We start from the raw sequence: 21,819 nt of genomic DNA, 5'->3' as shown, positions 1-21,819 counted from the left end.
AGTGTAGCCCGCAGGTGCCGCCCTCGGCTAGGTGTTTGCATTACCGCGTGACAAGCGCACACCAGGGCCACCGCCATTCTCTGCAATGAACTCTATTCCGGCTGCTTCGAACGTTGCTTCAAGCTGAACTATTGTGGACTGTTTCAACGCCTCGCCTCGTTCGAATCGCACAACCGTTTGAGTTGAGACTCCGGCCTCTTTAGCAAGCTCTAAAACGCCCCAGCCCAATGCAGCTCGTGCCATGCGACACTGCACCGGGTTCATAAAATCACCATAATATGGTGATTTCGATTGATCATATGCTGCACTTTGTGTAGTCTCGATTTCAATTGGGCGGCCGGATAGGTGATGCAACACCGATCCGGCCTGGCCACGTGCAAGCTGTTGTGGAGCTCGGATCATGGCTGATTCCGACAATAGCATGACTTTGTCTTCCGTCACGCTCGGGGGAGGCGGCGAGCAGGCTACAAAAAGATCTGCTCGTTCCGACGAAGCAGATCCGGCGCTTGCGCTGCTAAGAGACTGGTTGCGCGCGCAGCATGTTTCGCAGGTCCTCTGCCGACTTCAGCAACGTTTGGAAACGCGCGTTCTCGGCGCAGCCTGTCCGGCGGCGACAGATGCGAAGGTTGGCTACTCGATCGCCTGCCAAGCGGAAGTCGAGGCTGCGACAGTGGCTTTGAAGATTCAGGATAGAGTTCCGCGGACGCCCGCACACTCACTTCTCGGCGTTGTCGCCAAGCTGGAGATAATCGTGGGCGCAGATCGCGACATCGACGACCCAACAGATTTTCCCTGGCCACATATCGAGTCGATCCTGCATGACTTGAAGGAAATCACCGGGAGTGTGCCGCTTGAGCGACCTGATCGATCCATCGTTCAGGCGGACTGTCGGCGATATCAAGCAATCGCGGCCGATTTGATCGGTCTCGAAAAGCGCACCGCTGACCTCCATTTTGGTCAGCAACCGGCCGCTGGGATTGATACAAAGTAGAAAAGGATACGCAAGCGCACATAACGGCCATTCGGCGCTGAGGCGATCTCGGCCATCCTCGTCCCGATGGAGATATGCTCGGGACAGAAACGGTGAAGGCGACACGGCGTGCTGCAAAACGCGGCGCTAGACGCGACGCCGAGACCGATCTATTTTCATGCCATCGCGCCGTCGACGAAGCATTCCTGGAACGAACAGCCCGCTTGTTCGAGGCTCGCATGGGACGACCCCTGTCAGCGGAAAGTGCCCGGGAAATCGTTGACAATCTCGGCGAATTCTTCCGCATCCTCGCCGAATGGGAACGGATTGACCGGGGCAAATAATTGACGCTTCGTGCTCACCTAAAGGCCTTCGGTGCGATCGAGCGATGAACGAGGGCCCCCAAGATGAACCAACGACATGTCCGGACCGCCGAGCAAGCAGGCCTTGTAAAGGCGCTGCTTTACGCGCGCGTCTCCTCCAAGGAGCAGGAGAAGGAAGGTTTTTCCATCCCGGCGCAATGCAAGCTCCTGCGCAACTACGCCCAGCAACAGCGGTTCGATATCGTGCAGGAGTTTATCGACGTCGAGACGGCCAAGACCTCTGGCCGGACCAACTTCACCGAAATGGTCAAGTATCTGCGAAAGCATCCCGGCATTCGAAGTGTCCTCGTCGAGAAGACTGACCGCCTTTATCGCAACCTGAAGGACTGGGTGACTCTCGATGAATTGGATGTGGAAATCCACCTTGCGAAAGAAGGTGTGACGCTATCACGAGACTCGCGCTCGTCTGAAAAGTTCATGCACGGCATCAAGGTCTTGATGGCCAAGAACTATATCGACAACCTGTCGGAAGAAGCTCGCAAGGGGCAGATGGAGAAGGCGGAGCAGGGCATATGGCCGACAAAGGCTCCGATGGGCTATGTGAACACTACGGGAAAGGATGGCAGAAAGGTTATTGAGCCGCATCCTGAACTGGCTCCAGTCGTCACACAGCTGTTCGAGCGCTACGCAACCGGCCGGTATTCGCTGAACGCCTTGGCTAAGGCAGCCCACGGCGATGGGCTGATCTACCCCAAGAGCGGTAACCCGGTTCCGGTCAGCACCGTGCATATGATCCTGCGCAACCGCCTCTATACCGGACTGTTCCAGTGGAACGGCAAATTGCACCAGGGCAAGCACGAACCTCTCGTATCGATCGAACTATGGGAGCGCGTCCAGGGCGTTCTGACGGGCCGCAATTCGGTGCCGACCCACCCGATAGGAAACGAGTTCGCCTTCACCGGCCTGATGACCTGCACCGAATGCGGCTGCGCCGTCGTGGCGGAGATCAAGAAGGGAAAATACATCTACTATCACTGCACAGGGCACGCCAACAAAGGTCGGGGTGGATACGGTGATTGCCGCCGCAAATACGTCCGCGAGGAAGTGCTCGACCAGAAATTCGCCAACCTGCTTGACCGGTTGCATTTCGATGAAGAGATACTGGAATGGGTAAAGGCAGCCCTCTTGGCCAGCCATGCCGACGAGCGCCGCGAGCATGAACAGGCGATCCATCGATGCCAGGTCGAGTACAAGCGGCTCGAGGATCGGCTGCATGCCATGTATCTCGACAAGCTTGACGGCCGCATCGACAACGACTTCTACGATCGGATGTCAGCACAGTGGCGGACCGAACAAACGCGGCTGCTTCGCGAGATAGAGCGTCATGGTAGCGCCGAGGAATCGTACATGGAGGACGGCATCCGGCTGTTGGAACTAGCACGCAAAGCCAGCCGACTGTTTGCGAAACAGCCTGCGCACGAGAAAAATCGACTCCTGAATCTGGTGCTGTCGAACTGCAAATGGGACAAAGGCGAAGTTCACGCCGTCTTTAGGCAACCGTTTGATCTACTTGCGGAAACGGTCGTGGCCGGCGCAGCAATGGGTGCACAGCAGGCAGCTTTATCGACAGGGAGTCCAGTTTGGCTGGGGAACCTGGATTCGAACCAGGACTAACGGAGTCAGAGTCCGTGGGTCTACCGTTAACCTATTCCCCAGCAGGCGCGGCCATGGACCGCGCGGGCCGAACGGCTGAGCCGCTTGAGCGCTGCCTTGTAGCCGCCAGCGGAAAATAGTCAAGCCTGCTCTGCGGTTCAAATCGGCCAATCGCACAAAGTTTGCGCTGCCACTCATCCGCCTGCCGGCCGTCTCCCCGCGAACGGGGAGACGGCCGCCGAACGCGTCTCAGCTCTCCGTCCGGCTGAACTGCGAGCGTTCGAAGAACAGCACGACGCCAAGCCCGAGAATCAGCGGGATGATGAGATAAAACAGCCGGAACACCAGCAACGCCGCCAGCACGCCGACCGGGTCCATGTCCGAAAGCCCGGCCAGGAACACGACCTCGAACACGCCGAGGCCGCCCGGTGCGTGCGAGATCTGGGCGATCGAGAACGAGACGAGGAAGACGCCGAGCACGACGAAATAGCCGGGATTGTGGGCCTCGGGCAAGGCAAAGAAGATGATCGCGGTCGCCGCCAGGAGCTCGATCGGGCCGACCAGCAATTGCCTGGCGACAATCGGCAGTGCCGGATAGTGCAGCTGAAAGCTGGCGATCTTCAGCGGGCGCAGGTGCAGCCAGCTGCCGAATATGTAGGCGGCGACGAGGATCAGCATGGCAATGCCCGCCGCTTCCGACAGGCCGTGATGGGCAATGCCGGAGAACCGGTCGAGAACCTGCGGCTCGAAGACCAGCACGAGGCCGGAGACGAGGATGGTCGACAACACGAAGGTGATCCAGCAGATCGCCACCAGCACGCCGACATCCTGGCCGTTCAGGCCCCTGGTGCCGTAGGCGCGGTAGCGGATGACGGCGCCGGAGAACACCGAGCCGCCGATGTTGTGCGACAGGGCGTAGGTGGTGAAGGAACAGAGCGTCACGAACAGCCACGACACCTTCTTGCCGATATGCAACAGGGCGATGTGGTCGTAGCCGGCGAGCGAGGCATAGGCGATGACCGAACTCAGCCCCGCCAGAGCCCAGCCGCGGGTTGGGATGGCCGTGAGACCCTCCCAGACATCGTCGAGCGAAATGCCGCGCAGTTCGTGCCAGAGCAGCAGCAGTGAGAAAATCACCGCGGCGATGCCGACGACCGGCCAGAAATAGCGTCTCCAGTTCATTGCCTGACTGCCATGCGTTGCGTTTCCGCTTCCTTTTCGCCTGATGGTGGGAGGCCGGCTGCCCGGTGACCTCAGTCCATTTCAGAAATGCCTCATCGAAGCCGGCTATTCAACCGCGAACACTTGTCGCGCAGGCGGCCGAGCAGCCAACCGGCAAAATTCAGCAACCGGCTCTTGGTGATCGGGCGCGGCACTGTTAGTCTGGCGGCAACTTGAAACATGCCAAAGCGCCTGCTGCGTCCGTCACCGGTTCGCGCGGCGCCGGAAGGAACGACAGTGGAAGACCGCGACACCGGCGCAGGCGCGCCGGAGGTGGGCGCGTCCAGCGCTTCCCCAGGGCCATCGGGCTCGGGGACGGCCGGTTGGCAGCAAGGTCGCCCGGCGGAGCCTCGCTCCGCTGACGGGCAGGCGGGCGACGCGACCCATAACCAGAAGGGCAAGCCCAAGAAGCGGCGCAAGCGAAGGCGCGGGCGCAAGGTTTTCGCGCGCGATGAAGCGCGTCCGCAGGACAATCGGTCGCCGGTGCCGGGAACGGCCGCGGTCCTGGCAGCGGCGCCTATTCCGTCGGCGGCTGCGGCGATCGCCTCGGTCGTTCCAGCACCACGCCCCGAACAGGGCACCCGTCGGCCTCCGGTGCACGAGCTTCCCGTTTTCGCGGCCCTCGACCTCGGCACCAACAATTGTCGGCTGCTGGTCGCGGTGCCGACGCGTCACGGCCAGTTCCGCGTCATCGATGCCTTTTCGCGCATCGTCAGGCTGGGCGAGGGGCTGACCGCCAATGGCCGGCTCGGCCAGCCGGCGATGGATAGGGCGGTCGAGGCGCTGAAAGTCTGCGGCGACAAATTGCGCGGCCGCAAGATCAGGAAGGCCAGGCTGATCGCCACCGAGGCCTGCCGCTCGGCCGAGAACGGCGTCGAATTCCTCGAACGCGTCGAGCGCGAGGCCGGCCTGAAGCTCGAGATCATCGACCGCCAGACTGAAGCACGGCTGGCGGTTTCCGGCTGTGGCTCGCTGGTCGAGCGCGACACGCAGGGCGTCGTCCTGTTCGATATCGGCGGCGGCTCTTCGGAGATTGCGTTGATCGATCTCACCGGCCGCCGTTCGCCGCGGCTCGCCAACCACATCGTGTCCTGGACGTCGCTGCCGGTCGGCGTCGTCTCACTGGCCGAACGTTTCGGCGGCCGCACGGTGACGCGCGAGATTTTCACCGCCATGGTCGATGACGTCGCCGGCCGGCTGGCTGCTTTCGATGGCCGCGACCGGTTGAGCCATCTCAAGGCCAGCCCGAATTTCCATCTGCTCGGCACATCCGGCACGGTGACGACGCTCGCCGGCGTCCACCTCGATCTCGAGCGCTACGACCGCCGCCGTGTCGACGGGCTGTGGATGGACCGCGACAGCGTCGACCGCATGGTCGAGAAGCTGGTCGGCTGGGATTTCCAGCAGCGCTGCGCCAACCCGTGCATCGGCGCCGATCGCGCCGATCTGGTGCTGGCCGGCTGTGCTATATTGGAAGCCATCCGTGCGGTGTGGCCATCCGAGCGGCTGCGCGTCGCCGACCGCGGCCTGCGCGAGGGCATATTGAGCGAGCTGATGGCCGATGACGGCGTCTGGCGCAACGATGGGCGGGGCAGGGCATGATCCCGAATCTAAGAACCTCGTCAGCGGTGAGCAGTCGACCCCCACTCCGTCGAGCTTCGCTCGACACCTCTCCCCCGGTCGACGGGGGAGAGGAAGAGCGCGAGCGTGCGCCGGCTGGCGCCTTTCCTCTCCCTCCGGAGGGGGGAGAGGTGGCGCCGCGAAGCGGCGACGGAGTGGGGGAAGCCCTCCGCGAAACGCACATGCTCAAGCAAGAAATCAACCAATGACCAAGAAACCGGAAAAACCAGGCTCCGCCAGCATTCGCGTGCTGAAGACGCGAATCAAGAAGAAGAGCGGCTTGAAGGAATCGTCGCGCCGCTGGCTGCAGCGCCACATCAACGATCCCTATGTCCAGCGGTCGAAGGCCGACGGCTACCGCTCGCGCGCGGCCTACAAGCTGATCGAGATCGACGACAAACACCATTTGCTCAAGCCCGGCATGAAGGTGATCGACCTTGGCGCCGCGCCCGGCGGCTGGTGCCAGGTGGCGGCCGCGCGGACGAAATCGACGGCGGAAAACCCGCATGTCATCGGCATCGACTATCTGGAGATGGATGCCGTGCCCGGCGCGCCGGTGCTGCTGATGGATTTTCTCGATCCGGCAGCCCCGCAGAAGCTGGCCGAGGCGCTGGGTGGTGACCCCGATGTCGTGCTGTCCGACATGGCCGCACCCACCACCGGCCACAAGCGGACCGACCATATCCGCACCATGCATCTGTGCGAGGTGGCCGCCGATTTCGCGCTGTCGGTGCTGAAGCCGGGCGGACATTTCCTCGCCAAGACGTTTCAGGGCGGCGCGGAGAACGAACTGCTCTCCATGCTCAAGAAGAACTTCCGCTCCGTGCACCACGTCAAGCCGCCCGCCTCGCGCGATGAGTCGGTGGAGCTCTATCTGCTGGCGAAGGACTTCAAGGGGCGAGAGACCGGTCCGCCATCAGGCGGATCGGAACGTCCAGTGGACGTTCCGAAGGACTCGAGCGCCCGGAGCCATAGCGAAGGGCCGGGGGACACCAAGGCCTAAGCGGGTCACCAACTGCCGGTCCGCCATCAGGCGGATCGGAACGTCCAGTGGACGTTCCGAAGGACTCGAGCGCCCGGAGCCATAGCGAAGNCCGGTCCGCCATCAGGCGGATCGGAACGTCCAGTGGACGTTCCGAAGGACTCGAGCGCCCGGAGCCATAGCGAAGGGCCGGGGGACGCCGAGTAGCGTCTTTCCTTCTCCCCTTGCGGGAGAAGGTGGCCTCGCGAAGCGAGGTCGGATGAGGGGTGGTCCAGCTTGGCGATATGCTTGCAAAGCCACGACTGCGCCTCTCACCAACGCTTCACTCCGCTGGAACATCCCTCATCCGTCTCGGCGCTATCGCGCCGATCCACCTTCTCCCGCAAGGGGAGAAGGCAGAGGGAGCTACTCCCCCGGCGATCTCGCCGGTTCCAGCGTCTTGGGCGTGGTCAGCCGGCCATGGCCGGAGACGGCGTTGCCGGCGTCTGGCGGTTATCACGGCCGGACACCGATGTCGTGTTAATTTGCTGTCACTTTTGTGCGACCGGGCTGAGACGGCGACGGCTCTCCTGGCATGCCCGCGAAACTGGCGGCCGCGTTCCAGGGCAGTGGGCGGCAACGAGGAAGCTTGCGGAAGACGGTGCGCCTCCTTATTGTAGTGATAATAACTACTATATAGGCCGTATCATGGAAGAAGCCGTTTCGGCAGCCGATGCCAACCGCAAGTTCTCGCTCATCCTGCGCGGTGTTCGCGAAGGACAAAGCTACGTCGTGACCAGTCACGGACGCCCCGTGGCGCGGATCGTGCCCGCGGATCAACAAGAGGGTGTGGTTTCCCGCTCGCGCGCGGCGCTGCTGTCGCGCCTCGAACGCCAGCCTGTGGCCGATGTCGGGCGCTGGACCCGCGACGAGCTTTACGAGGACGAGCGGTGAAGGTCGCGCTCGACACCAATGTCCTTGCCTATGCGGAAGGGGTCAACGGTGCCGAGAAGCGCGACATCGTTCTCGAGTTGATGCGCAAGATCCCGCAAGAGGCCGCCATTATTCCCGTTCAGGTCCTTGGTGAATTGTACAATGTTCTCGTCCGCAAGGCCGCAAGACCGCCTGTCGAGGCCCGGGATGCCCTTCTGAGCTGGCGCGATGCGTTTGCGGTTGCCGCGACAACGCAGGACGTGATGATGATGGCGGCTGATCTGGCGACGGACCATCGCTTCAGCATCTGGGATGCGGTCATTCTCTCCGCCGCCTCGCAAGCCGGTTGCCGGCTGCTGCTTTCGGAAGATCTGCAGGACGGCTTCACATGGGGTGGGGTAACTGTCGCCAATCCTTTCGCATCGCCGCGCCATGCCTTGCTGAATGCTCTCGTGGGAGAGGCCGCCGAATAGACGCGTCGGGCCGCAACGATCGGCTTTTCATCGGCGTCGCGACGTGTTACCAGCCAGCGCCAATCCTGAAAGGGAATAACGAGTCGGCGCTGTCCATTCCGGTCCAGCGCCTTTCATGCATTCTAAGGACTGGCCATGGCAAAAATCATCGAAACGTCCACCGGCGCACTGGCGCTGACCTTTGACGACGTGCTTCTGCAGCCGGGTCATTCCGAGGTCATGCCTGGCGAAACCGATGTCCGCACCCGCATTGCCGGCGATATCGACCTCAATGTCCCGATCCTGTCGGCCGCGATGGACACCGTCACCGAGGCGCGTCTCGCCATCGCCATGGCCCAGGCCGGCGGTATCGGCGTCATCCATCGCAATTTCTCGCCGGCCGAGCAGGCCGAGCAGGTGCGGCAGGTGAAGAAATTCGAATCCGGCATGGTGGTCAACCCGGTCACCATCGGCCCCGACGCCACGCTTGCCGACGCGCTGTCGCTGATGCGCACCTATTCGATCTCGGGCATTCCGGTGGTCGAGAATGGCGGCACCGGCGGTCACAAGACGGGGCGGCTGGTCGGCATACTGACCAACCGCGACGTGCGCTTTGCTTCCGATCCGGCGCAGAAGGTCTACGAGTTGATGACCCGTGAGAACCTGATCACGGTCAAGGAGAATGTCGACCAGGACGAGGCCAAGCGGCTTCTGCACCAGCACCGGATCGAAAAGCTCGTCGTCGTCGACAAGTCGGGCAATTGCGTCGGGCTGATCACCGTCAAGGACATCGAGAAGTCGCAGCTCAACCCGCATGCCACCAAGGATGCGCAGGGGCGCCTGCGCGCCGCCGCCGCCACCAGCGTCGGCGACGATGGCTTCGAGCGCGCCGAGCGCCTCATCGAGGCCGGCGTCGACCTCCTGGTGATCGACACCGCGCATGGCCACTCGCAGCGCGTGCTGGACGCCGTCACGCGGGCGAAGAAGCTCTCCAACTCGGTGCGCATCCTGGCCGGCAACGTCGCCACCGCGGAAGGCACGCAGGCGCTGATCGATGCCGGCGCCGACGCCGTCAAGGTCGGCATCGGCCCGGGCTCGATCTGCACAACCCGTATCGTGGCCGGCGTCGGCGTGCCGCAGCTCTCGGCCATCATGTCGGCGGTCGAGACGGCGCATAAATCGGGCGTTTCGGTGATCGCCGATGGCGGCATCAAATATTCGGGCGATCTCGCCAAGGCGCTCGCCGCCGGCGCCAGTGCCGCCATGATCGGCTCGCTGCTGGCCGGGACGGACGAGAGCCCGGGCGAGGTCTATCTGCACCAGGGCCGTTCCTTCAAGGCCTATCGCGGCATGGGTTCGGTCGGCGCCATGGCGCGCGGATCGGCCGATCGTTACTTCCAGGCCGAGGTGCGCGACACGCTGAAACTGGTGCCGGAAGGCATCGAAGGGCAGGTTCCCTACAAAGGACCTGTGTCTGGCGTCCTGCACCAGCTTGCAGGCGGGCTGAAAGCCGCTATGGGTTATGTAGGCGGCCGCGACCTTGCCGATTTCCGCGACCGCGCCACCTTTGTGCGCATATCCAACGCCGGACTTCGTGAAAGCCACGCCCATGACGTCACGATTACCCGCGAAAGCCCGAACTATCCCGGAGGAGTCTGACTCTTCCGGAGCCTGGCGCAGCTTGACGGTGGCGGTCCTGCGGCTGTCGCGTCATGCCGCGGCACTCTGTTTCCTGTCGGGCGCGGTTTTTATCGCCATGACGGGGCTGGAATTCTTCTATTTCCGTCAGTTGAGCGGCGGTTTGCCTTCGCTCGACATGCGCTTTTTCGGCTTCACGCCCGACGAAGGCATGGCCTGGCTGACGGCGCTCGGCCGGCGCGGCGGCGAGATCATTCTCGTCTGGCACTATCTGACCTTCGATCTGCTGTTTCCGGCGCTGCTGTCGCTGACCCTGGTCAGCCTGATCCTGGCCATCGGCCGGCGCCTGAAGAATTTCCGCGTGCTGCCGCCGCAGGTGCAGTCGATCTTCGCGCTGGTCCTGGTGCTGCCCTATACGCTTGCCGACTATGCCCAGAATATCGCCGTGGCGCGTCTCCTGTCCGATTTCCTGTCGGCCAACCCGGATTCGCTGTCTTTCGCCTCGGCTCTGATCGTCACCAAATTCGCGCTTCTCGCCATCCCGGTGATCGTCATTGCCGCTTTCTGGCTGGCGAGCCAGAAACATCAGGCTTGATGCCGGACCGAAGAGCGCGCATTTACCGAGCAGGGGGCATGTCATGAATCAGACGGCGATCTTCTGGCCTGTCCTGGCGCATGTGCTGCTGATCTACATCGTCTACTGTGTCCTCGGCCGCCGCAGATATGGCGCGGTCAAGTCAGGCGAGGCCAAGGTCGGTCAATACAAGATACGCTCGACCGAGCCGGCGTCCAGCGCCACGGTCGCCGCCAATCTCAGCAACCAGTTCGAACTGCCGGTGCTGTTCTACGTGCTGTGCCTGACGCTGCATGCCACCAACGGCGTCAACCATCTGACGCTCGCGCTGATGTGGATCTTCGTCGCCTCGCGCTATGTCCACGCCTGGGTTCATCTGACCAGCAACAACCTGCTGCTGCGCAACCGCTCTTTCGTTATAGGTGCAGTGGTTATCCTGCTGGGCTGGATCTGGTTCGCGCTCCACCTGCTTGGGGTGGTTTGAACAGTCTGACCCTCCCCCTTGTGGGAAGGGTCGCTCCGCAAAGCGGGGCGGGGGTACGTTATTCCTACAAATCGTAGACCGCGATCTTACGCTTGTCGAACTTGATGCCGATCTCGCCGCGCACCAGCTTCAGCGCCGCTTCGCCGAACACGGCGCGCCGCCAACCTTGCAGGGCCGGCACGTCGGCCTCCTCGCCTTCGGCCGCGATGCGGTCGATATCGTCGCTGGAGGCCAGCACTTTCGAGGCCACGCCCTGCTGTTCGGCGATGATCCTGAGCAGCACTTTCAACAGTTCCGCGGCAGCGCTCGAGCCCTCGGGCGGCTGGAAACTCTTCGGCAGCTTCGGCATCTGCTCCTTGGGCAAGGCCAGTGCCGTGTTGACGGCGCCGAGCAGCGCCGTCGCCGTCGAGGACCGCTCCCAGCCCTTCGGCGTCGTGCGCAGCTTGGCAAGGGCCGCAGCATCGCGCGGCGCCTGCTGCGCCACCTCGTAGATCGCGTCGTCCTTGAGCACCCGGCCGCGCGGCACGTCGCGCTCGCGCGCCTCGCGCTCGCGCCATGCCGCCACGGCCTGCACGATCGCCAGTTCCTGCGGCTTGCGCAGCCGCATCTTCAGCCGCTTCCAGGCGTCCTCGGGATGTGGATCGTAGGTCTCGCGCGAGGTCAGCACGTCCATTTCCTCGTTCAACCAGTGGGCGCGGTTTTCCCGCGCCAGTTCGGCGTTGAGGTGCTGATAGACCTCGATCAGATGGGTGACGTCGGCCAGCGCGTAATCGAGCTGCTTGTCGGAAAGCGGCCGGTGGCGCCAGTCGGTGAAGCGCGACGACTTATCGAGCCGCGCGCCGGTGATGCGCTGCACCAGCTGATCATAGGAAACGCTGTCGCCGAAGCCGCAGACCATCGCCGCGACCTGTGTATCGAAGACGGGATGCGGAACCAGGTCGCCGAGATGGACGATGATTTCGATGTCCTGCCTGGCGGCGTGGAAGACCTTGACCACCGCCTCGTTGGCCATCAGCTTGAAGAACGGCCTCAGGTCGATGTCCGATGACAAGGGATCGATCAGCGCCGTCACGCCGGGCGCGGCCATCTGGATCAGGCACAGGATTGGCCAGAAGGTCGTCTCGCGAATGAATTCGGTGTCTACGGTGACGAAATCCGACTTTTCGAAAGCGGCGAGAGCGGTCTCGAGTTCTTTCTGGGTGGTGATGACGTGCATCAAATCGCTTTTGGCAGGAGTAGGGTCTTCCTAGATTTCAGCCGGGAAGGCTTTCGTCAAGCCGTGGCACCCTCGTCACGGCCTTTCCGGACCGTCCGGATCGCCGTTTCTTCTGGCCAGCCGTGCGAAAACGGTGGAAGTGCGCAACAATGCGGTGAAACGGCTGCGCTTGCCCGCCGGCACGCCGGACCGGGCCTGCATGCGGTAGAGGATGACGGCGATGAAGATCGCGTAGACCATGGCGCTGAACACGAACAGCGCGCTCGGCCCGAAATACTGCATAGCGGTGGAAGCGGCGAAAGGGCCGCCGATGGCGCCGAAGGAGTAGAACAGCATCAGCGCCGCATTGATCAGCACGAACTCGCCAGTGTCGGCGCGGTCGTTGGAATGCGCCGCCGACAGCGAATAGAGCGGCATGGCGAAACAGCCGAAGATGAAGATGATGACGAAGTTGAGCGCGGGGTTGCTGCCGGCGATGAACACCAGCGCCAGGGCCGAGAGCATCGCGCAGCAGGTGGTCATCAACAGCACCCGGCGTCGGTCCCAGCGGTCGGAGAGATAGCCCAGCGGATACTGGATGATGGCGCCGCCGAAGATGCCGACGCTGACGAAGGTGACGACGTCGGCGACCGACATGCCGATCTGCTCGGCATAAACAGGTGAGAGTGTCCGAAACGCGCTGTTGGTGACGCCGACGGCGATGCAGCCGAAGCAGCCCAGCGGTGAAATCCGCCAGACGCGCGCCAGGTCGAGCTTGACCTCCTCCGGTGGCGTCGGATTGGATCGGTCGCCGAGGGAAACCGGCACCAGCGACAACGTGATCATGATCGACATGATGGTGAAGATGGTGAAGCCGCCGGCGCCGAAGACCGGGATCAGGAACTGGGCGCCGGTCACCGAACCGGTATCGACCATCCGGTAGATCGCCAGTACGCGGGCGCGGTCGTGGTTGCTGACGCCGGAATTGAGCCAGCTTTCCACGATCGTGAACAGCCCGGCGAAGCAGAAGCCGCCGGCAAAGCGCACCGCGCACCACATCACCGGATCGAGGACCAGCACCAGCAGCAAGGTGCCGACCGAGGCGATCGCCGCCAGCGCCGAAAACGCCCTGATATGACCGACCGCCTTCATGATGCGGGTGATGGCCAGGCAGCCGAGCAGGAAGCCGGCGAAATAGAAGGTGCCCATCAGGCCGATGTCGGAGGCGGAAAACCCTTCCTGCGCACCGCGCAGCGCAATCAGCGTGCTCTGCAGGCCATTGCCGCCGAGCAGGATGCCTGCGGCGAGAAGAAGCGGGATCAAGGGGCGGATGGAAGACATGCAAAAGGACGATCACGTATCGGTGATCCCTTCTTGAACCATTGCCCTGGTCAATGCCAGCGGCAATTCCAGATCGCCGACAGGGCGCGTGCTCCTCAGGTCGCCGTCGGCCGTGCCGGAGAGCCGTTCATGCCTCGCCCGTCCGCACCGGTATTTTCCGCCGCGCCAGGTCAGGTGCTTCGTTTGATGGCGTAGCGGCCTTCTCCGAAGGCGCCCGTCGGCCAAGCGCGCCTGCGGTCAGCAGGCTGAGCGCAATGAACGGAATGCCGATGCCGAAGGCGGAGCGGATGCCCCAATGGTCCGAGACGAAGCCGAGCAGCGGCGGCCCGAGCAGGAAGGCCACGAAGGAGATCTGCGACAGCGCCGCGACATTGATTGCCGCCGGCCGGTCCGTCCGCTGCGCGGCCGCCGAGATCGCCAGCGGGAAGAGGGCGCTGGTACCGATGCCCAGAAGAGCAAAACCTAGCATGGACAACAGCGGCGAAGGCGACAGGAAAACGATGAAGACGCCCGCCGCCATGCAGGCCAGCAGCACCCGCGCCACGCCGCTTGGCGAGTGCCGATCGACGAAGCTGTCGGCGAAGAAGCGCGTGGTCGCCTGCGAAAACGCAAACAGCGCCACGGTGAAACCGGCAACGAACGGGCCGGCTTCGAACACCGTACGCATATAGATCGCCGACCAGTCGATGCTGGCGCCCTCCATCAGCATCGCCGAAAGCGTCACCGCCACCAGGACGAGAATCGGCAGCGTTGGCCGCGCGAAGGTGGGCGCCTTGTCGCCGGTGCTGGCGAAACGGGCCGGTGCCGGCTGGTAGCCGCCGAGAAACAGCGCCATGGATATCGCGACCATGGGGACGACAATAGCCAGGTGCAGTTGTGGCGACACACCGAGATGCCCAAGTGCTGCACCAAATAGGCCGGCGCCGAAGAAGCCCATGCTCCAGAACGAATGCGCCCTGTTCATGATCCGGCGTTTCAGCAGGAATTCCGTCCTGTCGGCTTCGACATTGAGCATGATCTCGACGCTGCCGATCATCAGGCCGACCGGGAAGAGCATCAGGAACAGCGCCAGCGGACCCGGCGCATGTACGGCGATGGCATAGGCAAGCGCCACCAGCGGGATCAAGGCAAGCAGGGCGCGGCGGAAGCCGACGCGCTCGAGCAGCGGCGTCGCAAGGGTCAGCGCCGTCAAGGTGCCGATCGGCGTTCCGATCAGGCTGAGGCCGAGCGTGCCGTCCTCGATACCCATGGCGTGCTTGATGTCGGGCAGCCGCGGAAAGATGTTGCCCATGGCAAAAGAATAGATCGCAAACCCAGCATAGACCCGGTGTTGAGGGGAGAGGCTGAGGCCAAGGGTCATCGCTATGCCTTCAAGGAAAGAGGAGCCGCGGCTGGTCTGCTCGACTGCCCGATGCGCCGACTTCTTGCATAACCATGCAGAACATGCAAGAACGTGCACAAAAATATAGGAATGTGCAATGCTGACCGATGAACGGCACCAACTCATTCGCGACCGGCTTGCGTCGGAGGGCCGGGTGTTGGCTGGCGAACTGGCGACCCGCTTCGGTGTATCGGAGGATACGGTCCGGCGTGACCTCAGGGAACTGGCGAAGGCCGGGCAATGCCGCCGCGTCTATGGCGGCGCGGTCGCGCCCGCACCTTTCGCCACGGCGTCGATCAGCCTGCGCGGCAGCCATGCCGTCGAGGAGAAGATGCGGCTGGCGCGCGCGGCGGTGGCTCTGCTCTCCAGCGGGCAGAGCCTGTTCATCGATGGCGGAACCACCAATGCCGCGATCGCCAAGGCCATTCCGCGCGACCTCGAACTCACCATAGCCACCAATTCGCTCGGCGTCGCCTCGGCCCTGTCCGATCACGCTCTGGTCGAATTGATCGTGCTGGGCGGAAGGTTCGACCGTGAGCTCGGAACCTGCGCCGGAGGCGACACGCTGGCCGCCGTCGCGCAGCTTGGCGCTGATCTGTTCTTCCTCGGCTCCTGCGGTCTCGATGCCACAAGAGGCGTGACCGCTTTCGATTCGGCGGAAGCCGAGGTGAAGCGGGCCATGGCCAGGAACAGCGGCGGCATCGTCATCGCCGCTACCAACGACAAGCTGGCCACCGCATCGCCCTATCGTGTCGCCGGCCCCGAAGCGATCCGCCATCTGGTCGTCGACAAGACCGCGCCGGCCAGTATCCTTGCGGAATTCGAACGTCAGGGCGTTGAAATCCACTTGGCCTGAAACCGTCGCCCGCGCATCCGCCAACGGGGTGCCCTGATTTCGAGTTTTCGCCCGGGCTTCGACCCGGGCTTCGACAAGGGATGTCGAAACAGGCAGCTGCGCTCGCTTGCCTTGACAAATCCGGCCTCCCATGCGCTTTTCGCGCAAATTTTGAGGCCGGGCTTGATGCTTCGGCCTGCAACCCAGCACCCCGGACTTTACCAATGACCATGCACCGTTACCGCAGCCACACCTGTGCCCAGTTGAGAAAGAGCGACGTCGGCTCTTCCGTTCGCCTGTCGGGCTGGGTGCATCGTGTGCGCGACCATGGCGGCCTGCTGTTCATCGATCTGCGCGACCATTACGGCCTGACCCAGATCGTCGCCGACCCGGATTCGCCGGCCTTCAAAGTTGCCGAGACCGTGCGCGGCGAATGGGTGATCCGCGTTGACGGCGAGGTCAAGGCACGCTTGCCCGAAACCACGAACGCCAACCTGCCGACTGGCGAGATCGAGATTTTCGCCCGCGAGATCGAGGTGCTGTCGGCGGCCAAGGAACTGCCGCTGCCAGTGTTCGGTGAGCCGGACTATCCCGAGGACATCAGGCTGAAGTATCGCTTCCTCGACCTGCGCCGCGACACGCTGCACAAGAACATCATGGCGCGCACGAAAATCATCGCCGAGATGCGCAAGCGCATGACCGATGTCGGCTTCACCGAATTCTCGACGCCGATCCTGACCGCGTCCTCGCCGGAAGGCGCGCGCGACTTCCTGGTGCCGTCGCGCATCCATCCCGGCACCTTCTATGCGTTGCCGCAGGCGCCGCAGCAGTACAAGCAGCTGATCATGGTGTCGGGCTTCGACCGCTATTTCCAGATCGCGCCCTGCTTCCGCGACGAGGATCCGCGCGCCGACCGTCTGCCCGGCGAGTTCTACCAGCTCGACCTCGAGATGAGCTTCGTCGAGCAGGACGACGTGCTGTCGACCATGGAGCCGGTGATGCGCGGGGTCTTCGAGACCTTCGCCAACGGCAAGCCGGTGACGCAGACATTCCAGCGCATCCCCTATGACGTCGCCATGCGCAAATACGGCTCCGACAAGCCCGACCTGCGCAACCCGATCGAGATGCAGGCCGTCTCCGACCATTTTCGCGATTCGGGCTTCAAGGTGTTCGCCAACATCCTGGCCAACGACCCGAAGGCCGAGGTCTGGGGCATTCCGGCCAAGACCGGCGGCAGCCGCGCCTTCTGCGACCGCATGAACTCCTGGGCGCAAGGCGAGGGCCAGCCGGGGCTGGGCTACATCTTCTGGCGCAAGGAGGGCGACAAGCTCGAAGGCGCCGGTCCGCTCGCCAAGAACATCGGCGAGGAACGCACCGAGGCGATCCGCCTACAGCTCGGCCTTGCCGATGGCGACGCCGCCTTCTTCGTCGCCGGCGATCCGAAGAAATTCGTCTCCTTCGCCGGCGCCGCGCGAACCCGCGCCGGCGAGGAACTGAACCTCGTCGATCGCGAGCGCTTCGAACTGTGCTGGATCGTCGACTTCCCGTTCTTCGAATGGAACGAGGAGGAGAAGAAGATCGACTTCGCCCACAATCCGTTCTCGATGCCGCAGGGCGGCATCGATGCATTGAATGGCGAGGATCTGCTCGGCATCAAGGCGTTCCAGTACGATATGGTCTGCAACGGTTTCGAGATCGCCTCAGGCGGCATCCGCAACCATCTGCCCGAAACCATGGTCAAGGCGTTCGAGACGGTCGGGCTCGACCGTGCCACGGTCGAGGAGCGCTTTGGCGGCCTCTACCGCGCCTTCCAGTACGGCGCGCCGCCGCATGGCGGCATGGCTGCCGGCGTCGACCGCGTCGTCATGCTGCTGGTCGGAGCGAAGAACCTGCGCGAGATCACCATGTTCCCGATGAACCAGCAGGCCTACGACCTGCTGATGAACGCGCCTTCGGAAGCGAGTCCGCAGCAGCTTCGCGAACTGGCGCTGCGCGTCGCGCCGACCAAGAAGGACTGACGGCAGCGTTGCAACTGCCCTTTCTCCCCGTCTCTATACGGGGAGAAATGTCCGGCAGGACAATGAGCGGCAGCGCGGATGCCGGGGATTGGTGAACGGCCGTAGCAACTGACGCCTTCTGACAGGCGATCGGTTCGGCATTGAATTGCAATTTGCAGGTGTCGGCGCTGCCCCTCATCCGCCTGCCGGCACCTTCTCCCCGTATAGTGACGGGGAGAAGGGAGCTAACTTCGATCAGTCTTCGTTCGCCTTGACGCTGACGCCCAGCGTCTTCGGCAGGTCGAGCGGGTTGGACATGGCGCCCGCCATGATCAGCGCGAACGGCACCGATGCCGGCGGCTCGGCCGAGATTTCGAGGCTCTTCGGGTCGTCGAGATACTTGCCGACGGCTGCCGTCACCTGCGCCGTCAGTTCCGGATTGTTGAGCTGCGCCATGCCGAACGGCACGATTGCCTTGGCCTGGTTGGCGATGTCCTTGGCCGACATGCCCTGCTGCTTGCCGACATATTCCAGCACCTTGTTGGTCAGCGAATCGTCGTCGAAGCGGATCGAGGCGCTGTTGAACGAAAGCTGCTGCAAAAGACCGAGCATGGCCATGCCCTGCGCGGAATTGTCGGCGCCTTCGGGCTGCGCGGCCATCTTTTTCTGCATCTCCTGCAGCGACTTGACGAAATCCATCGTGTAGCCACCGAGGTCGAAGGTCATGCCGAGCGTTCCGGCATTCTCGACGGAAATGTCATATTTCGACAGTTCGATCTTGCCATCCGAGGGCTGCCAGGTGCCGGCCATTTCGAGGTTGCCCGAGATATTCTGATAACCGAGAGCGTTGATGACTTCCTTCGACTTGGGATCGTCGACCAGCGTCAGGTCCGCATTGAACTTTTCCGTGGTGCCGGTGAATTCCATCGCCTTGCCGTCGGCCGGCGGCGTGATCTCTATGGCAAGGCCGTCCATCGAGAANCGTGGTGCCGGTGAATTCCATCGCCTTGCCGTCGGCCGGCGGCGTGATCTCTATGGCAAGGCCGTCCATCGAGAAGGCGGTCTTGTCGGCGACCTTGACGGTCATGTTTTCGAGTTCGGCGGATTTGTACATCATCAGCGAGCCCAGCGGGCCGGTGGAGCCATCGGCCGGAACCGTCATGTCGTGGATCACGAAGGGGCTGAGATTGAGGGTGACGCCATCCTTGCTGTGTTCGAAGGCCGACGTCGACACGGTGGCGATGTCATAGCCGCCATTGGCTTCGGTGACGCCCTCGAGCTTGACGTCGCCGATCGGCAGGGCTTCCTTTTCCGCAGCCGGTTTGATCGCGACGCCCTGCAGCACCATGCTGGTGTTGTCGCCGGTCACGCCGGTCCAGGAGATGTCGACTCCCTGCGCGGAAAGCGCCGCCTTCAGCCGGTCGGCGACCGCGGCGTCCTGTGCCAGGGCCGCGTTCAGTGGCAGCGTGAGCAAGAAGGTCGAAAGAGCGAATTTCCGGAGAATTGAGCGGTTGATTGTCATCACAAGGTCCCTGAGAGTGTTCTGAAATTGTTTTTCAATTCTTTGCGCCATCACCATTCCGTGACGAACTGGACGGGAAAAAGGCGTATCCCCGGCACATTGGTCAAAAATCGCGGCGAAAGGCAAACCCGATCCGAACGTCATTGTCTAAAGCGGTGAATTTGGCATGAAGAGCGGGTCACGCAGCGCCGTCGCGCTTGGCAATAGATGCGGCGTGTAACAGATTGATGTTGGCCGGCAAGCCGGACCTTTCGGCTTCATGTTGCACAAAGGACGCAAGTTGATTGGCCCGGCACGCGCCACTTGCCGCGAATCACCCGCTCGGCTAGTTCCAGCCCATGGGAAAAAGGCTTTTGCCGCCTGACAATGGCGGTGGCGATCATATCGAACCGGTCGATCTGAAGAAGGCGCTGGAAGAGCGCTATCTCGCCTATGCGCTGTCGACCATCATGCATCGGGCGCTGCCCGACGTGCGCGACGGACTGAAACCGGTCCATCGCCGCATCATGCACGCCATGCGCCTGCTGCGGCTCAACCCCGACCAGGGCTTCGCCAAATGCGCCCGCATCGTCGGCGAGGTGATGGGCAAGTTCCACCCGCATGGCGACCAGTCGATCTATGACGCGCTGGTGCGGCTGGCGCAGGATTTTTCGATGCGCTACCCGCTGGTCGACGGGCAGGGCAATTTCGGCAACATCGACGGCGATAACGCCGCCGCCATGCGCTACACCGAAGCGCGCATGACCGACGTCGCGACCGAGCTGCTTGCCGGCATCACCGAGGACGCCGTCGACTACCGGCCGACCTACAATGAAGAGGACGAGGAGCCGGTCGTGCTGCCCGGCGCTTTCCCGAACCTCCTGGCCAATGGCTCGTCGGGCATTGCCGTCGGCATGGCGACGTCGATCCCGCCGCACAACGCAGCCGAACTTTGCGACGCCGCACTTCACCTGATCGAGCACCGGGACGCGCCGGTGGCGAAGCTGATGGATTTCGTCCAGGGGCCGGATTTCCCGACCGGCGGCATCATCGTCGACAGCCGTGCCTCCATTCTCGAAGCCTACGAGACCGGTCGCGGCGGCTTTCGTGTTCGCTCCAAATGGAGCCAGGAAGACCAGGGCAGGGGCACCTGGAGCATCGTCGTCACCGAAATCCCTTATGGCGTGCAGAAGGCGCGGCTGATCGAGAAGATCGCCGAGCTGCTGATGGCTCGCAAACTGCCGCTGCTCGAGGACATCAGGGACGAAAGCGCGGAAGACATCCGCGTCGTGCTGGTGCCCAAGAGCCGTTCGGTCGATCCCGGCATCCTGATGGAATCGCTGTTCAAGCTCACCGAGCTCGAAAGCCGTTTCCCGCTCAACATGAATGTGCTTTCGCGCGGCAAGGTGCCCAACGTGCTGTCGCTGAAAGGCGTGCTGCAGGAATGGCTCGACCACCGCCGCGACGTGCTCGTCCGCCGCTCGAAGCATCGCCTTGGCGAGATCGAAAGACGGCTGGAGATCCTCGCTGGCTATCTGATCGCCTATCTCAACATCGACGAGGTGATCAAGATCATCCGCGAGGAGGATGAGCCCAAGCAGGTGATGATGGCCCGCTGGTCGCTCACCGACACCCAGGCCGAAGCCATCCTCAATATGCGCCTGCGCGCCCTGCGCAAGCTGGAAGAGTTCGAGATCCGCAAGGAATTCGACGGCCTCACCACCGAGAAGAAACAGATCGAGGCGTTGCTGGCGTCCGACGCCAAGCAATGGTCGACGATCAAGTGGGAAGTCACCAGCATCCGCGACAAGTTCGGCCCGGAGACCGAACTCGGCAAGCGCCGCACCCAGTTCGCCGATGCGCCCGAGCATGACCTGACCGACATCGCCCATGCCATGATCGAGCGCGAGCCGGTCACCGTGGTGGTTTCGGAAAAGGGCTGGCTGCGGGCGATGAAGGGCCATCTGGCCGATCTATCGACGCTGACCTTCAAGGAGGGCGACGGCCTCAAGCTCGCCTTCCACGCCCAGACCACCGACAAGGTGTTGGTGTTCACCACCGGCGGCAAGTTCTACACCATCGGCGCCGACCGGTTGCCGGGCGGGCGCGGCCATGGCGAACCGATCCGCATCATCGTCGACATGGACAATGACCAGGACATCGTCACCGCCTTCGTCCACGATCCCAAGCGCAAGCTGTTGCTGGCCTCCCATGACGCCAACGGCTTCATCGTGCCGGAAGAAGAGGTCGTCGCCAACACCCGCAAGGGCAAGCAGGTGATGAACGTCAAGGCGCCGGACGAAGCCAAGCGCTGCGTCCCGCTCACCGGCGATCATCTCGCCATCGTCGGCGAGAACCGCAAGATGCTGGTGTTCGCGCTTTCCGACATCCCGGAAATGGGCCGCGGTAAAGGCGTGCGGCTGCAGAAATACAAGGATGGCGGCCTGCTCGACCTCAAGCCGTTCACGCTGGAGACCGGTCTGTCCTGGCAGGATTCGGCCGACCGCACATTTACCCGGTCGCGCGAGGAACTGGCCGAATGGATCGGCGCCCGCGCGTCGGCCGGCCGGATGGTGCCGAAGGGATTCCCGAGGACGGGGAAGTTTGGGTAGCTAGCGCCTTTTCCTTCTCCCCTTGCGGGAGAAGGTGGCCTCGCGAAGCGAGGTCGGATGAGCAACCGTGCCTCAGACCGAAGCCGGATCCCAAGGTTTGTCGTCCCGGATCATGGCATTGAGGGTTG

Annotated in this window: 17 protein-coding genes, 1 tRNA gene and 1 pseudogene; 12 read left to right on the top strand and 7 right to left on the bottom strand. The window is 63.1% G+C overall.

Features of this window, described 5'->3' with window-relative positions; genetic code table 11:
• Positions 1–27: 27 nt before the first annotated feature.
• A complete protein-coding gene (locus X743_RS1000000171580) occupies positions 28–264 on the bottom strand; it encodes a helix-turn-helix domain-containing protein (RefSeq protein ID WP_198028518.1) in 237 nt (78 codons plus the stop codon).
• Between the two features lie 136 nt (positions 265–400).
• Between X743_RS1000000171580 and X743_RS1000000171575 the strand changes: the two genes are divergently transcribed.
• A complete protein-coding gene (locus X743_RS1000000171575; RefSeq protein ID WP_084555669.1) occupies positions 401–991 on the top strand; it encodes a hypothetical protein in 591 nt (196 codons plus the stop codon).
• A gap of 386 nt (positions 992–1,377) precedes the next feature.
• The gene (locus X743_RS1000000171570; RefSeq protein ID WP_084555668.1) at positions 1,378–2,967 is read left to right on the top strand and encodes a recombinase family protein; all 1,590 of its coding nucleotides are present in this window, start codon (positions 1,378–1,380) and stop codon (positions 2,965–2,967) included.
• On the opposite strand, the gene X743_RS139675 is transcribed toward X743_RS1000000171570, so the two are convergent.
• Positions 2,935–3,008: transfer RNA gene (locus X743_RS139675), tRNA-Gln, on the bottom strand. The genes X743_RS1000000171570 and X743_RS139675 overlap by 33 nt on opposite strands.
• 187 nt (positions 3,009–3,195) lie before the next feature.
• Positions 3,196–4,128, bottom strand: a complete 933-nt coding sequence (locus X743_RS139680) for a lysylphosphatidylglycerol synthase domain-containing protein (protein ID WP_023769051.1) — start codon at positions 4,126–4,128, stop codon at positions 3,196–3,198.
• 276 nt (positions 4,129–4,404) lie between these two features.
• On the opposite strand from X743_RS139680, the gene X743_RS139685 reads away from it, so the two are divergent.
• The 7 genes from X743_RS139685 (at position 4,405) to X743_RS139715 (ending at position 10,829) form a co-directional block, all read left to right on the top strand.
• A complete protein-coding gene (locus tag X743_RS139685) occupies positions 4,405–5,769 on the top strand; it encodes a Ppx/GppA phosphatase family protein (protein WP_023769050.1) in 1,365 nt (454 codons plus the stop codon).
• 223 nt (positions 5,770–5,992) lie between these two features.
• Entirely contained in the window at positions 5,993–6,790 is a 798-nt protein-coding gene (locus tag X743_RS139690; RefSeq protein ID WP_023769048.1) for an RlmE family RNA methyltransferase, read from the top strand.
• Positions 6,791–7,456: 666 nt separating this feature from the next.
• Positions 7,457–7,702, top strand: a complete 246-nt coding sequence (locus X743_RS139695) for a type II toxin-antitoxin system prevent-host-death family antitoxin (RefSeq protein ID WP_023769047.1) — start codon at positions 7,457–7,459, stop codon at positions 7,700–7,702.
• The gene (locus tag X743_RS139700) at positions 7,699–8,154 is read left to right on the top strand and encodes a PIN domain-containing protein (protein WP_023769046.1); all 456 of its coding nucleotides are present in this window, start codon (positions 7,699–7,701) and stop codon (positions 8,152–8,154) included. Before X743_RS139695 ends, X743_RS139700 begins: the two co-directional genes overlap by 4 nt.
• A gap of 135 nt (positions 8,155–8,289) precedes the next feature.
• Positions 8,290–9,792 carry an IMP dehydrogenase gene (gene guaB, locus X743_RS139705; protein WP_013896037.1) on the top strand — a complete coding sequence of 501 codons (1,503 nt, stop codon included), beginning with the start codon at positions 8,290–8,292 and terminating at the stop codon, positions 9,790–9,792.
• Positions 9,743–10,366 (top strand): hypothetical protein, encoded by a 624-nt coding sequence (locus X743_RS139710; protein ID WP_084555667.1) that lies wholly within the window; start codon positions 9,743–9,745, stop codon positions 10,364–10,366. Before guaB ends, X743_RS139710 begins: the two co-directional genes overlap by 50 nt.
• A 43-nt stretch (positions 10,367–10,409) precedes the next feature.
• A complete protein-coding gene (locus X743_RS139715) occupies positions 10,410–10,829 on the top strand; it encodes an MAPEG family protein (protein ID WP_023769045.1) in 420 nt (139 codons plus the stop codon).
• Between the two features lie 64 nt (positions 10,830–10,893).
• On the opposite strand, the gene rnd is transcribed toward X743_RS139715, so the two are convergent.
• The 3 genes from rnd to X743_RS139725 all read right to left on the bottom strand — a co-directional run bounded on the left by rnd (position 10,894) and on the right by X743_RS139725 (position 14,725).
• A complete protein-coding gene (gene rnd / locus X743_RS0137455; RefSeq protein WP_031258726.1) occupies positions 10,894–12,045 on the bottom strand; it encodes a ribonuclease D in 1,152 nt (383 codons plus the stop codon).
• A 75-nt stretch (positions 12,046–12,120) separates the two neighbouring features.
• The gene (locus tag X743_RS139720; RefSeq protein WP_023769044.1) at positions 12,121–13,365 is read right to left on the bottom strand and encodes an MFS transporter; all 1,245 of its coding nucleotides are present in this window, start codon (positions 13,363–13,365) and stop codon (positions 12,121–12,123) included.
• A 127-nt stretch (positions 13,366–13,492) separates the two neighbouring features.
• Positions 13,493–14,725 carry an MFS transporter gene (locus tag X743_RS139725; protein ID WP_023769043.1) on the bottom strand — a complete coding sequence of 411 codons (1,233 nt, stop codon included), beginning with the start codon at positions 14,723–14,725 and terminating at the stop codon, positions 13,493–13,495.
• 118 nt (positions 14,726–14,843) lie between these two features.
• Between X743_RS139725 and X743_RS139730 the strand changes: the two genes are divergently transcribed.
• Both X743_RS139730 and aspS read left to right on the top strand, forming a co-directional pair.
• Entirely contained in the window at positions 14,844–15,602 is a 759-nt protein-coding gene (locus X743_RS139730) for a DeoR/GlpR family DNA-binding transcription regulator (protein ID WP_023769042.1), read from the top strand.
• Positions 15,603–15,805: 203 nt separating this feature from the next.
• Positions 15,806–17,599 carry an aspartate--tRNA ligase gene (gene aspS / locus X743_RS139735; protein ID WP_084555666.1) on the top strand — a complete coding sequence of 598 codons (1,794 nt, stop codon included), beginning with the start codon at positions 15,806–15,808 and terminating at the stop codon, positions 17,597–17,599.
• A gap of 234 nt (positions 17,600–17,833) precedes the next feature.
• On the opposite strand, the pseudogene X743_RS1000000174190 reads toward aspS, so the two are convergent.
• Positions 17,834–19,100: pseudogene (locus tag X743_RS1000000174190) on the bottom strand (hypothetical protein).
• 338 nt (positions 19,101–19,438) lie between these two features.
• On the opposite strand from X743_RS1000000174190, the gene parC reads away from it, so the two are divergent.
• Complete coding sequence (gene parC, locus X743_RS139740; protein ID WP_023769040.1) at positions 19,439–21,691, top strand: DNA topoisomerase IV subunit A; 2,253 nt, start codon at positions 19,439–19,441, stop codon at positions 21,689–21,691.
• Positions 21,692–21,819 lie beyond the last annotated feature (128 nt).

Source organism: Mesorhizobium sp. LNHC232B00, assembly GCF_000502435.1.
GTDB classification, from domain to species: Bacteria; Pseudomonadota; Alphaproteobacteria; order Rhizobiales; family Rhizobiaceae; genus Mesorhizobium; species Mesorhizobium opportunistum.
Note: the sequence above shows the minus strand (reverse complement) of the source record. Positions and strands in the feature narration are given on the sequence as shown.